Below are 12,714 nucleotides of genomic sequence, written 5' to 3'. Positions count from 1 at the left end.
ACTTGGAGCCGGCGGAGAAGCGGTCGGCCACCAGCGGGCCGGAGAACAGGCCGCCGGAACCGGCCTCCCAGACCGAGACCGAGACCATGTCGCCGATGCCGATCACCGGCTCGGTGGAGGGGCGGTGGTCACCGAAGGAGGCGAGCAGGCTGTCGAGGGGCCGGCCGCGCAGGGCCTCGACCACGGATGGGGTGACGTCGATGATTTCGTAGCGGGCGAGCACGCCGCCGTCGGCGGTGGCGACTTCCGCGCCAGCCTCGATCGCGCTGGCCGTCGGACCCGCCGCGGGCAGGTACGTGCAGCCGCCGATGGACCCTGCCGCGAGGGCGGCCATCAGCGCTGAGAGCGCCGTCTTACGCAGCATCACAGAGACTTCTCCTCGCCGGCCTCCGCGCCATCGCTGGCTCGGACCGGGACATCCATGGTGACCGCCAAACGCTGCGATCGCTTTAACGGCCGCGTCGAACAGGCGGGCGCCGTGCGGAACCCACTTCTCGGACAGCTTCGCTATCGGCCGGCAATGCGTCACCAGCGTGGCACTGCCGAGCTTGTTGCCGTCAAGCTTAACCTTATCGCGTCCTTGCCGGCATGTCCGCAAGGGCGCCAGCCAGGGTGGACCGCAGCTCCCGCCCCAGGGCATCGGCAGCGATGTCCCGTCGCTTCGGCGGGACAGGGGGCCCGCCGAAGCGGAACAGGGCGTAATCGGTCGCCTGACCGCCGAACCCGGGCTTGCAGGTCGGCAGCGAGGGGGCGTGGTCCCCGAAGACGCAGAGCGTGACGGTCTGGCCGCGCTCGCGCGCCAGGGCGTCGAGCCCGGCCACCAGGTTCTCGACCATCCGCCCTGTATTGACCACGTGGTGGAGGTACTGCGCCTCCGGGGCGTCGATCCCGGGCAGCCGACCGGGCTTCCACGGTCCGTGATTCTCCATCGTGACGCAGAATAGGAACAGCGGGGTGCGCCGCCCCCGGACCTCGTCGAGCAGACGCTCCCCGAGGGCGACGTCGCCGACATAGGGGCCGATGCGGGGGGCGGCCGCGAATGTTTCGCCCATCACCAGGTCGCCGAAGCCGAAGGCCTGCATGACCTTCGCCCGGCGAAAGAAATCCCGGTGGAACGGGTGCAGGAACAGGGTGCCGTAACCCCGGCTCCGGGCCAGCCGGGCGAGGCTGGTCGGCTCGTCGCCGCTGCGGGAGGTATAGGGATCGTACCGGCCGAAGCCGAGGCTTTCGGAGGGGCGGCCCGTGAGCACGGCGTGCTCGCTGCGCATGGTGTAGGCGCCGTGCGCCGGGACCCGCAGCCGGCCGTATTGCGCAGCCCCGGTGCGGAACAGCTCCATCGCGGGCAGTGCCGGGCCGCCGAGGCGCTCCGGGTCGATGAACGATTCGAGCTGGATCACCACGACCACGTCGTCGCCCGGGCCGGCCGGCAGCACCGGCACGTCCGGAACCGGGGCGCTGCCCGCCAGCGCCCGGGCCGTGTAGCCGAGCAGGCTCGCCGGCAGGCCGACCCGCGCGACGTCGGCCTCCAGGTCGGGCTCCGGGAACCATTGCGCGACGAGGCCAGCGAGCGGCGGCCGGGACGCGGCGCGGAACAGGATCCACAGGGCGAGCGGCAAGCCGAGCAGCGCCGCGACGCGCAGGAGCGGCCCGCCCGGCAAAACGCTGGGCTCGGTCCGGTACCAGATCACCGTCGCGATCAGGGTCAGGATCACCGGGACCGCGATGCGCGGATCCCAGAGCGGCGGGATGTAGTAGAGCTGCGGGTGTCGCGGCACCTGCGGCAGCAGGACGAAGTCGCTGAACAGCAGCGGCTCGCCGATCACCGATCGCTTCGCGCGGCTGACATAGATCAGCGCCGCCACGGAGACCACGCAGGTCAGGGCAGCCAGCCACGGCCGCCACGAGAAGCAGAACCAGAACAGCAGGATCAGCGAGTAGCCGAGCAACCGCAGGGCGAGATCGCGCGGCGCGAGACTGGCCCGGGTGAGCGAATCGCCGACGAAGACTTCGAGGGCGAGGCAGAGGGCCAGCGCGAGGCTGGCGGCGGTGAGGAACGTCGTCAAGGTCCTGGAACTCGGAGAGGGGCAAGCGCGCGAGCGAGCGATACGGCATCCGACCCGGCACGGAAGAACATGTTGAAACAAGGGCTTCGGGACGTTCCCTGAAGCGGGGGCCTCGGCGTCACCCCCTCTTCCGCTACAAGAGAAGCCGGCCCTATCCCCGTTTGCGGGCTCGAAAAATCCGGGACACCGGATGTCACGGCGGTGCTCCCTGCCCTCAGCGCGGTCCAGCCTCGCGGCCGACGCCGCGGCGCCGGCGCAACGCCCGCACGATCGGATTGAACAAGCCGTAGCGGGCGCGCATGACCCAATGGGCGGTGCGGCCAATCGAGAGCGCGCTGCGCGGTGCGGCCTCGCGGGCGGCGCTCAGCCGGTCGAGAAGCTGCTCGGGGCTGCAGGGTTTCATCGCTACGGGGTCGAGGTAGCGCGAATAGAGGATCATCGCCCCGGCTACCAACTCGTCCAGGGTGAGCTTGCGGCCACGGTCGGCTCCCGGCGCCAGATCCTCGGACAGGCCCCAGCCCGAGTAGAACGGACGGCCATGAGTGGCCACGGTGAGCCCGCGGATCAGCGCCTCGAAGCCCGCGAGCGAGGTCATGGTCTCGACGTGGTGGACCCGGTCGAGCAGGTCGACGATGCTGACCCCCGCCACGATCCGGTCGGCGAGCGCCAGCGCCTCCGCCTCCGGGATGATGCCGGGGCGAAACCCCGCCTCGACGTCGGGATGGGGCTTGTAGAGCAGGAAGGCGTCGGGGTTGCGCCGCCGGGCGGCCTCGAGCAGCGCCCGGTTGGACCGGACCAGCGGCGAGCCGTGCTGCACCGAGGCGTCGTCCTCCACCTGTCCCGGCACCAGCACGATCCTGCGGCCGGCCGGCCAATCGAGCGATGCGGCGTCCAGGCCAACATTGTACTTGCTGAGGCGGCGGGCCACGACCTCCTCACGCAGGCGCTTAGCCCGGCTCACGAGTTCGGGCGGGAAATCCGATTCGGCCAGCAGCCGTTGCAGGCGGCTCTCCCTGCGGGGATCGTAGTAGATGCCGAGGTCGTCGACCACGATCGAGGCGCCGGGCTGCAAGCTCGCCCCGAGGCCCACCGAGCGTAGGAATCCGTCCTCCACCCGGGCGAGCGGCAGGCCGGCCAGCGTGCAGGCGTCTTCAAGCTTGCCCGGGGCCCGCGTCGCCCAGGCGAGGATCCGGCCGTGATGGCGCTGGCCCGCTTCGACCGCGGCCTCGGCCGTCATGGTGTGGACCGGGCGCCCGGCGGGCCCGGTGCCGAGCACGTCGAGGGCCGTCCTCTTCCAGCGTGACATGCCGACATAGACGACGCGCCGGTCGTTCTCGGCGAAGCGTGCGGCGAGCCAGGCCACCGCCTCGGCGCAGGCCTCGCGGCCGATCGGCGCGCGGGTCCAGGGATCGAGGTAGTGGATGCCGCCCTCCCCGCCGAGCGGCACGTCGTCGAGGCTGATCCGCAAAGATGCGAAGCCCGTCTCCGGCCGATCGTACGGGCTGACCAGGGGACCCGGCGCGACGACGAGCCTGCGCCGGCCGGTCAGCGCGAGCAGCCGCGCCGCCAGGCTTCCCGCCTGCCAGACGGCGCCGACTGCACCGGGCCGCACCGGCCCGAAGGCGAGACCCGTCGCGGCCTCGATCTCCGTCCGCAGGCGGTGGATCGTCCGGCCGGTCGCATAGAGCGACGGGGTCGGTTCAAGGGACATGATGGGGCGCCCGGCTCCGGTCATCTGACTCGTTCGGGCCGTCGTGTAGCGCATTTTCTCCGGCATGGGATGGCCGGCCCAAAACCACCGAAATCACAGGGACAAGCGCGTCCGTTCGCGCAAAGCGTCACGTCGCGGAAAGGATTTGGACATATCGTCGCCGTGATTGACCCTTCAATCCAGGCGGGGGCCGCGAAAGTGCGACCGTTGCAGACGGGCCACGCCGGAGCGGAAACGCCCTCCTGCGACGCGGCCTCGGATTGCCGGCTCGCGCCGAGGCGTGCCACCTCAGGTCAGTCTTTCCGGTCCGGCTCCGTCCGGCCGAGGGTCAAGGATAGAAGCGCCGCGGAATGCATAAGACCGCCCCCGACGCCCTCCGCGACCGCCCCGCAACCTTTCTGTTCCTGCAGGGCATCGCGTCTCCGTTCTTCTCCGATCTCGGCACGGCGCTGCGCGCCCGGGGACACGAGGTCCGGCGCATCAACCTGTGCCCCGGCGACTGGCTGTTCTGGAACGGTAAGGCGGACAATTACCGCGGCCGCCGCGAGGCGTGGGGCACGTATCTCGAATCATATCTCGACCGCGAGGCCGTCACGGACATCGTGCTGTTCGGCGATTGCCGGCCGTTCCACCGGGCGGCCCGGATGATCGCGGAGGTCCGCGGCCTGCGCGTCCACGTGTTCGAGGAAGGCTACATCCGTCCCAACTGGATCACCTGCGAGCTCGGCGGGGTGAACGGCTTCTCGTCCCTGCCCCGCACGGCGGCCGAAGTCCGCGCGCTGGCGCGCCGCCTGCCCCAGCCCGGCCGGGCAATGCCCTCAACCGGCGATATGGCCCGCCGCAGCGTCTGGGATGTCGGTTACAACATCGCCAACATCGCCTTCCCTTATCTCTTCCCACATTTCCGCAGCCACCGGCCGACCCATATCGCGGCCGAGTACGCGGGCTGGATCAAGAAGTTCAGCCGCCGCTCCCACACCCGCCGCGAGGCAGCGCGCTGCGACGAGATCTACCGTGCGGTCGGCTGCGACTACTTCCTTCTGCCGCTCCAGCTCGACAGCGACTACCAGATCCGGGTGCACTCGCCGTTCCTGGGCGTCGAAGGCTTCATGGACCGGGTGATCAAGTCCTTCGCGGACGCGTCCTCGGCGCCGACGCGCCTCCTCGTGAAGCTGCATCCGCTGGACAGCGGCCTGATCAACTGGCGCAAGTTCGCCCGTGCCTCGGCCCGGCGCCACGGCGTCAGCGACCGGCTCGACTTCATCGACGGCGGCGACCTTCCGTCGCTGATCAAGGGCGCCCGCGGCGTCGTGATCGTCAACTCGACCGTCGGCATGCTGTCGCTGGAGATGGGCCGGCCGACTCATGCGGTCGGCACCGCGATCTACAACATGGCCGGACTGACCCATCAGGCCGACCTCGATGGGTTCTGGACGAACCCGACCCCGCCGGACATGGGCCTGATGGCCGATTTCCGCCGCGTGGTGCTACACCGGACACAGGTCAACGGCGGCTTCTTCTCCAAGGGGGCGATCGAGCGGGCGGTGGCCGGCTCGGTGCCGCGGATGGAATCCGCCCTCCCCGATTCGATGCTGGCCGCCGCGCGGGTGATCCGCGAAGGCGGCGAGAGCGACGGGCAACTCGCGCCCGTCTACTGAAGCGTGGCGGCAAACGTGTCGGTTCCGGCTGACAGTTTCCGGGGCCGGCCGACCCATTAAGTCACCGAAGAGCCGTCCCCGGCCTTGATTTGTCCGTGCTCCGCGGCGTAGCACCCGCACCATGCCCCGCATTCTGATCACTGGCGCGTCGAGCGGTATCGGCGCTGCGCTCGCACGCCACTACGCGCGTGCCGACGCAAGCCTCATCCTCGTCGGACGCAACGTCGAGCGGCTCGAAGCCGTGGCCCGGGATTGCCGGGCGAGCGGCGCGACCGTCGAGCCCGTGCGGCTCGACACCCGTGACCGGGCCGCCGCGATCGCCCTGATCCACAGGCTTCACGCCGCGCAGCCGCTGGACCTCGTGATCGCCAACGCGGCCGTGAACGGCGGTAACCAGAAGGGCGAGGTCGAGTCCGAGGAGACGGCCTTCGAGACCTCCGACATCAATTACACGGGCTCTCTCAACATCGTGCTGCCCACCCTGACGTTGATGCTTCAGCGCGGCAGCGGCCAGATCGTGCTCGTCTCCTCCCTGGCGGCCTACGCGCCGCTGCAGGATGCCCCGGCCTATAGCGGCGCCAAGGCCGCCCTGGTCGCCCACGGGCTGGCCTTGCGCCAGAAGGTCGGGCCACGGGGCGTGAAGGTCAACGTCGTTGCGCCGGGCTACGTGAAGACCCCGATGGGCGGCGAGCTGAAGGGCTGGCGGCCCCTGGAGATGAGCGCCGAGCAGGCTGCCCTGCGCATCGCCAAGGGCGTCGCCAAGGATCGCGACGTGATCGCCTTCCCGTTCGCGCTGGCGGCCCTGGCCAGGACCGTCCTGCTTCTTCCTGAGAGCATTCGCCGGGCCGGGCTCTACGCCTTCCGGTTCCAGCGGCGGCCGCGCCGCTGATGAGCCGCGCCCGGATCGCCCTGTTCGTGCTGGAGGCGCTGCCGAATGCCCGGGTGGTGCGCCGGTTCGTGGCCGATCACAGCGCCGACATCGCCTTCGTCGGGCTCTCGAACGCGGAGCGGCCGTCGAGCGGCGGCCTGACCGGGCAGGTCCGGCGCCACCTCACGCGGTCGGGGACCGGGATCCTTCCGTATCTGGCAGTGAATTTCGGGCTGCCCGACCTGCTGCGGCCGCTGGCGCCCCTGACCCAGGCCGTGGCCGGCAGCGGCGACGCGCCGGAATCGACGCCGCTCAAGACCCTGTGTCGGCGCCTCGGCATCCCGACCCTGACGGTGGACGACGTCAACGGTCCCGAGGTCGCACAGAGGGTGCGCGAGACCGCCCCCGACCTGATCCTGACCTATCATTTCGATCAGATCCTGAAGGCCGAGACCATCGGGCTGGCGCGGCTCGGCGGCATCAACGGCCATCCCGGGCTGCTGCCGCGCCATCGCGGGCCGGTCCCGACGATCCACGCCCTAGCGGACGGCCCGGGCGCCTTCGGCATGACCCTGCACCGGCTCGCCGCCACGATCGACACCGGGGCTATCCTCGCCCAGGAGGCCGTGCCGCTGCCCGCGGACACCACCGCCACCCGGGCGGCCGTGGCGCTCCACGCCCATGGCCGCGGACTGCTGGACCGCCTGCTCGATGAGATCGCCCGCACCGGCCGCATGCCCGAGGGCCGCAGCACCGCCGTCCTGCCCTACTGTCCGTTTCCGGATCGCGCGCTGCTCGCCTCCCTGCGCCGGAGGGGCCTGCGCCTGACCGACGGACGGGACCTGCGCGAGGCGGTGAGCCTGTCTGGCCGGGCCGGTTAACCGGCCCTTAAGCCTGTTTCGAGAAGGATCGGTCAGCCCAACGTCCCGTTCCGACCGAGCCTGTTCGCATGCCGGATACAAGCCCCCTCAAGGCGGCCACCGATGCGTTGGCCTACGGCCGCCGGATCCAGAGCGGCCAGATCCGTGCGATCTCCGAGAACATCGCGAACGCCGATTCGGTCCCGGCCAATCCCAATGGGGCGCCCTACGCCCGGAAGATCGCGGTGTTCCGTCCGGTCGATGTCGAGGCGGGGCGCGAGCCGGTCGGCCGCATCGTGCGCGATTCGAGCGACTTCCGCAGGCGTTACGACCCGACCAACGTGTCCGCCGATCGGCAGGGCTATGTCCGCCTGCCCAACGTCAACGTCGCCCTCGAATCGGCCGACCTGCAGCGCGTGATCCGCAACTACGAGCTGAACCTCAGCGCCGAGGCGTCGATCGACACGGTGAGCCGGGCGACGCTCAACCTTCTCGGGTGAGCCGGGCGTTGCGGCGGCCGTAGCCGGCGTAGATCGCCAGCCCGATCACCAGCCAGAGTGCGAGCCTGATCCAGGTGTCCGGCGGCAGCGAAGCCATTAGAATCACGCAAGACAGGATGCCGAGCACGGCGATCGGGGTCGCCGCCGGGACTCGGAACGGCCGGGGCCTGCCTGGGTCCGTGCGGCGCAGGATCAGCACTATCGCGCAGACGAGGCTGAAGGCCAGGAGCGTGCCGATGCTGACGAGCTCGCCAAGGATGTCGATCGGCACCAGCCCGGCCACCGCCGCCGTGAACAGTCCGATCACCACCTGGCTCGACACCGGCGCCCGGGTCGCCGGATCGACCCGGCAGAACAGGGGCGGCAGCAGCCCGTCCCGGGCCATGGCGAAGAAGATCCGGCCCTGCCCGTAGAGCGCGGTGAGCGCCGAGGTGGTCAGCCCGATCAGCGCACCGATCTTGATGACGATGGCGAAGCTGGGCAGCGCCAGCCGGTCGATCGCCTTGGCGATCGGGTCGGCGACGTCGAGCTCCCGGTAGGGCACGAGGCCGGTGAGCACCGCCGCCACCGCCACGTACAGGACCGTGCTGATCGCCAGCGAGCCGATCAGCCCGGCCGGCGCGTCGCGTTGGGGCGCCCGGCACTCGCCCGCCGCGGTGGCCACGGTCTCGAAGCCGATGAAGGCGAAGAACACCACCGCGGCCCCGCGGAACACGCCGCTCCAGCCGTAGCTGCCGAAGGTGCCGGCGTTCTCGGGCACGAACGGGTGCCACAGCGCCGGCTGCAGATGGACGGCGCCGACGCCCACGAAGGCCAGGATGATCGCGATCTTGGCAACCACCAGGAGCCCGTTGATCAGGGAGGCGTCCCGGGTCGAGCGGGTCAAGAGCGCGGTTAGCGCCAGCACGATGCCGACCGCCGGCAGGTTCAACCAGCCGCCATCTCCCGGCGCCCCCGACAGCGCGGCCGGCAGCGTCAGGCCGAAATCCGCCGCGAGCGACTGCGCATAGCCGGACCATCCCACCGCTACCGTGGCCGCCGCCAGGGCGAATTCGAGCACGAGGTCCCAGCCGATGATCCAGGCCGGGAAAACCCCGAGGGTCGCCCGGGTGTAGGTGTAGGTCGATCCCGCCTCCGGGATCATGGCGGCCAGCTCGGCGTAGCACAGGCCGACGAAGCCGCAGGCGATGCCGCCGATCACGAAGGAGAGACTGAGGGCCGGCCCAGCATATTGCGCCGCCGCGGTTCCTGTCAGAACGAAGATGCCGGCGCCGATCGTGGCGCCGAGCCCGATGGCGATGAGGCCGGGGGCCGTAAGGCTCCGCGCGAGTTCGGGATGACCGTTCGCCGGGCTCTCGATCCGGGCGATTGCAGCGGTGTCGGTCATGTCGCGGCTCACGGTCGTCCGGCATCAGCTGTGTCGGATGGGAACCCGGTGAGCAAGATCCGAGCCGCGACGTCAAGCCGCACGTACGGCGTTCAGGACGCCGCCGGCTTCGGCGCGCAGGCTCGTGAAAACCTGCGGCAGGTCCGTGACCGAGGCGAGCACGGGGCCGGCCTCTGAGCCCGTGACCTGCACGTCTCCGGTGACGACGGTCAGGGTGGCGGTGATCGCGCCGGTGCCAATGACGGCCTCCGAGACGGTCCTTAGGATGTCCCGGGTTGCCACGCCCTGCTCCTCGACCACTGTGGTAATCGCCGGGGCGACGCCGCTCATGTCGCGCATCCGTACGGTGATGCCGTCCACGGCCGTGATGGCCTGCCCGGTCGAGGTCTGGATGCGGTGGACCTGCGTGGCGATCGCCTGCGTCACCCGGGCCGTCTGCTGGTCGCGTTCCTGGACCTCGGCGGTCAAAACCGCGAAGCCCCGGCCCGTGCCGCTTCGACCCTGGCGCTTTGAGTCAGCAGTTTGGTCTGGCCCGCGATGTTAGAGATCAGCGCCGCCACGTCGCCGACGCGCCCACCTGCCGGCCGAGCTCGACGATCGACGAACCCGGCTCCGCGGCGGCCGCAGAGGCCCGCTGGACCTCGAAGGCAGCATCCCCCGCGCAGGCCGCCACCGACAGGGACCGGTCCGCCTTCGTGGCCGCGGTGCCGGCCGCCAGACTCGACGGCGCCGGGGTCGAGGATTCCGCCGACCTGGCGAGGATCACGCGTTCTGCTTGGTGCAGCGGATCCCACTTGAGATCACGAGTGCAAAGCACCAATGAAAATCAACCCCTATTATAACTCAATAAAATCTTTGATCGATCACGCAATTTTTTCAATTTAACTTTTTGTAATTTGATCGTTTTCAAGTATCGAATAGATCTTTATACGGAAATGAACTATAAAATATGCAAAAGGTCGAATTCTTAGGCACATTAAATCTTTCTGCTTCTTGATGCCGGCGTCGTGTTCATGGCGTTGCCTTGTCCGAGGCCGGCGGCTGTACCTCGACCATCCGCGGATCGGTTCGGAAGAGTCGGGCCACGGAGGCCGAGAATTTGATGAAGGCGCGGCCCTGCGGGGTGATCACGTAGCCGTCCCCGGACGGCGCGACGTTGCCAGAGGCGGTCTGTTCCGCCAGGCGCCGCTCGATCTGCCGGTACTCCCCGAGATAGACCGATTCGAACAAGGCGCGCGCGCGCGCGGCGCTGAACCTCTCCTCGGGACGGGCCGCCATCTGGCCGAGCAGGAAGACGCTGATCGAGCGGTCGATCGTCACCGGAAGAATCACGAACACGCTGATGTTCAGGGCGAGCGATAGCACGCAGGCTCCCAGAGCATCCCTGCGATGCAGGCCCCAGGGACGGCCGAGGCCGGCAAGCGTCGTCATCGCGCCGGCCGTGACCGCGAAAGCCACCAGCAGCAGGATCAGGCCGCGATAGAACAGGATCGTCACGTTGGATGCGAGGTCTGTCCGGAACAGCAGCACGAAGCAGCCGAACCCGATGAGGATTGCTCCGGCATGCAGCGCCCCTTGGGCCGCGAGCCAGCGCAGCGCGCCACCCAGACGCGCGGGGGCGGGTCGGGTCATCGCGCTGCCCCGCTTGGGTCCTGGCTGAGATCCTGAACGGACAGGATCCGGACCAACGGCGACGCGTAGAGCGGCCGGCTCCGCCAGACCCAGGAATCAGGGGCCGTCCAGGGGGCGTCTCGGGCGGTGACGATGAGTGCGCCGATGCCGGCGGCGGCGGCCCGGCGCCGGACGTCGTCTGCCCCGAGGGTCTCGGAGAAGATCGGCCCGACCTGCGTGAGCCGCGCCGCGACCGCTTCGGGGGAGGCCCCGAACAGCCGCGCCTCCCGGTCGGCCACCGCGACCGGCTGGCGTCCGTAGAGACCGAAGTCGAACACGCGCGGTTCGGCGGCCGCGTGCTGAAGCACGAGACTCCGCGGCAGATGCGTGCCGGCCCATTCATAGGCCATCCGCAGGGCACGATCGATGTCGGGGCGTGCGTTGAGGAACGCGAAGCTCGGATGGCCGGAGATGCGGTAGGCCCGCATCCCGGCGAAGCCGTAGAGCGTCGTCGCATAGCCGAGCAGGAGCAGCGCCGCGAGCAGGCCGGGCAGCCGGAGCCGCGTGCCGGCGCCCCGCGCCAGCGCCGCGACGGTCCAGGCCAGGGCGGCGACCTGCGCCAGCAACACCACGCGCCAGCCCAGGTCGTTGTAGAGGATCGCCGAGCGCAGGAAGCCGCCGATCAGCAGGGATGACGCCGCCACGATGGTGAGCAGGCGTCCCGCCTCGCGCGCATGCGCAGCGCGCCGGGGGACGACACGCCAGAACAGGAACGCGCCGGCGGCGAAGACGCCGAAGGCCAGGTAGTAGTTGACCGGCAGCAGGATCAGGCGGAGCAGGCTCAGGAGCGGCCCGTCCGCGAATCCCTCCAGGGGGCCGAAGCTCCGGACCGCCAGGACGATCGCTTGCCCGGCCTCATGCCGGCTCGCAACGAGCCCGGACAGGTAGGGTGCTGCGAGGAGTGCGGCGACGAGCCCGGCCGCGACCAGCCGTCCGGCATCGCGCCAGCGGCGCTCGAGCGCGAGCAGCGTCAGCCAGGTTCCGGCCGCCGCGACCGCGCCCAGGCACACCCAGACCGACAGGCCCGCGCAGGCCGCGAAGGCGATGCCCGCCACCGCGACCGCGACGCCCGGTGCGCGCCGGGTGCCGTCCGCCGCCTCCGCGAGGATCAGAAGCCCGAGCCAGGCCGCAAGGGTGGCGGCGACGTGGTGCGGGACCCAGACCAGGGAGCTCGGCCAATTCAGGACCTGGTCGTTCAGCCATTCCGGCATCGGGATCCAGAGCCCGGTGGCGATCCGGTCGCGGAGGACCAGCAGGATGTCGAGCCCGGCCGCCGGCAGCAGCAGGAGGGTCGCACGGCGTACGAGGCGCGGGGAGGCCTCCCGCACCAGGCCGGTGGCGGCGAGCAACCGGTCCAACAGGCCGAGCAGCCCGACCCCGGTCCAGAACGCGAGCCCCGCGAAGGCGGTGCGCCCGTCCACGAACGTTCCGCCGGCCCGGTCGATCAGGGCGCACAGCGTGTAGAAGAAGTAATAGTAGCCGGCGCGCTCGGGCCGGGCGAAGAACGGATCGACCGGCGGCAGGCCGTCCTGCACGATCGCGCGGGTCAGGCTCGCGTGCTTCACGAGGTCGATGACGGTGACGGGCTGGTACAGGCCCGTGCCGGTATCGATGTCGATCAGCGCGTAACCGACGATCCCGAGCCAGAGCCCGGCGAGCGCCAGGCCGCACGCCGCGGCGGAGAGATCGATCCGGCCCCGCAGCGCGCGGATCGCCGGCACCAGCCCGGCCAGCCCCAGCGCGAGGTTGGCCAGCGCGGCGGCCGGGATGCCGGCGGCCTGGACCAGCAGGCTGTCGAGAACCGGCAGCAGGCCGATGCCCAGCAGAGCCGCGCACAGGAGCCGATCGCCGGGCGAGAGGGCGCGGAAGCCGAGGATCCCGGTCAGAGCGCCCAGCGCGTAGCCCGGCAGCAGCAGCAGGGGGACACCGAGCAGCGTCGCCGCCAGGATCCCGCACGCGTCCGTGAGACTGGCGTTCATCGGCGGGCCGCTCTGCG

11 protein-coding genes and 1 pseudogene are annotated in these 12,714 nt (G+C 70.3%); 4 read left to right on the top strand and 8 right to left on the bottom strand.

What is annotated here, in order from left to right; all coding sequences use genetic code 11:
- The 3 genes and pseudogenes from FV242_RS22400 to FV242_RS22390 all read right to left on the bottom strand — a co-directional run.
- Positions 1–364: pseudogene (locus FV242_RS22400) on the bottom strand (sugar transporter); the annotation flags it as partial.
- 205 nt (positions 365–569) lie between these two features.
- Positions 570–2,063, bottom strand: coding sequence for an LTA synthase family protein (locus FV242_RS22395; protein ID WP_147940463.1), 1,494 nt, complete (start codon positions 2,061–2,063; stop codon positions 570–572).
- A 214-nt stretch (positions 2,064–2,277) separates the two neighbouring features.
- Positions 2,278–3,774 (bottom strand): capsular biosynthesis protein, encoded by a 1,497-nt coding sequence (locus tag FV242_RS22390; RefSeq protein WP_147940462.1) that lies wholly within the window; start codon positions 3,772–3,774, stop codon positions 2,278–2,280.
- Positions 3,775–4,124: 350 nt separating this feature from the next.
- On the opposite strand from FV242_RS22390, the gene FV242_RS22385 reads away from it, so the two are divergent.
- The 4 genes from FV242_RS22385 (at position 4,125) to FV242_RS22370 (ending at position 7,660) form a co-directional block, all read left to right on the top strand.
- Positions 4,125–5,432 carry a capsule biosynthesis protein gene (locus FV242_RS22385; RefSeq protein ID WP_147909275.1) on the top strand — a complete coding sequence of 436 codons (1,308 nt, stop codon included), beginning with the start codon at positions 4,125–4,127 and terminating at the stop codon, positions 5,430–5,432.
- A gap of 121 nt (positions 5,433–5,553) precedes the next feature.
- Positions 5,554–6,321, top strand: coding sequence for an SDR family oxidoreductase (locus FV242_RS22380; RefSeq protein WP_147909276.1), 768 nt, complete (start codon positions 5,554–5,556; stop codon positions 6,319–6,321).
- Positions 6,321–7,181 carry a formyltransferase family protein gene (locus FV242_RS22375; RefSeq protein WP_147940461.1) on the top strand — a complete coding sequence of 287 codons (861 nt, stop codon included), beginning with the start codon at positions 6,321–6,323 and terminating at the stop codon, positions 7,179–7,181. The genes FV242_RS22380 and FV242_RS22375 overlap by 1 nt, the downstream gene beginning before the upstream one ends.
- Before the next feature lie 68 nt (positions 7,182–7,249).
- Entirely contained in the window at positions 7,250–7,660 is a 411-nt protein-coding gene (locus tag FV242_RS22370) for a flagellar biosynthesis protein FlgC (RefSeq protein ID WP_147940460.1), read from the top strand.
- Here FV242_RS22370 and FV242_RS22365 read toward each other — a convergent pair.
- The 5 genes from FV242_RS22365 to FV242_RS22345 all read right to left on the bottom strand — a co-directional run bounded on the left by FV242_RS22365 (position 7,644) and on the right by FV242_RS22345 (position 12,697).
- Positions 7,644–9,047 carry an amino acid permease gene (locus FV242_RS22365; RefSeq protein ID WP_147940459.1) on the bottom strand — a complete coding sequence of 468 codons (1,404 nt, stop codon included), beginning with the start codon at positions 9,045–9,047 and terminating at the stop codon, positions 7,644–7,646. The two genes, FV242_RS22370 and FV242_RS22365, sit on opposite strands and share 17 nt — an antisense overlap.
- A 72-nt stretch (positions 9,048–9,119) precedes the next feature.
- Entirely contained in the window at positions 9,120–9,515 is a 396-nt protein-coding gene (locus tag FV242_RS22360) for a hypothetical protein (RefSeq protein ID WP_147940458.1), read from the bottom strand.
- Between the two features lie 79 nt (positions 9,516–9,594).
- The gene (locus FV242_RS22355; RefSeq protein ID WP_147940457.1) at positions 9,595–9,813 is read right to left on the bottom strand and encodes a hypothetical protein; all 219 of its coding nucleotides are present in this window, start codon (positions 9,811–9,813) and stop codon (positions 9,595–9,597) included.
- 245 nt (positions 9,814–10,058) lie between these two features.
- Positions 10,059–10,679 carry a hypothetical protein gene (locus FV242_RS22350; RefSeq protein WP_147940456.1) on the bottom strand — a complete coding sequence of 207 codons (621 nt, stop codon included), beginning with the start codon at positions 10,677–10,679 and terminating at the stop codon, positions 10,059–10,061.
- Entirely contained in the window at positions 10,676–12,697 is a 2,022-nt protein-coding gene (locus FV242_RS22345; RefSeq protein ID WP_147940455.1) for a hypothetical protein, read from the bottom strand. Before FV242_RS22345 ends, FV242_RS22350 begins: the two co-directional genes overlap by 4 nt.
- Positions 12,698–12,714: the final 17 nt, after the last annotated feature.

The organism is Methylobacterium sp. WL64, assembly GCF_008039945.1.
GTDB lineage: Bacteria > Pseudomonadota > Alphaproteobacteria > Rhizobiales > Beijerinckiaceae > Methylobacterium.
Note: the sequence above shows the minus strand (reverse complement) of the source record. Positions and strands in the feature narration are given on the sequence as shown.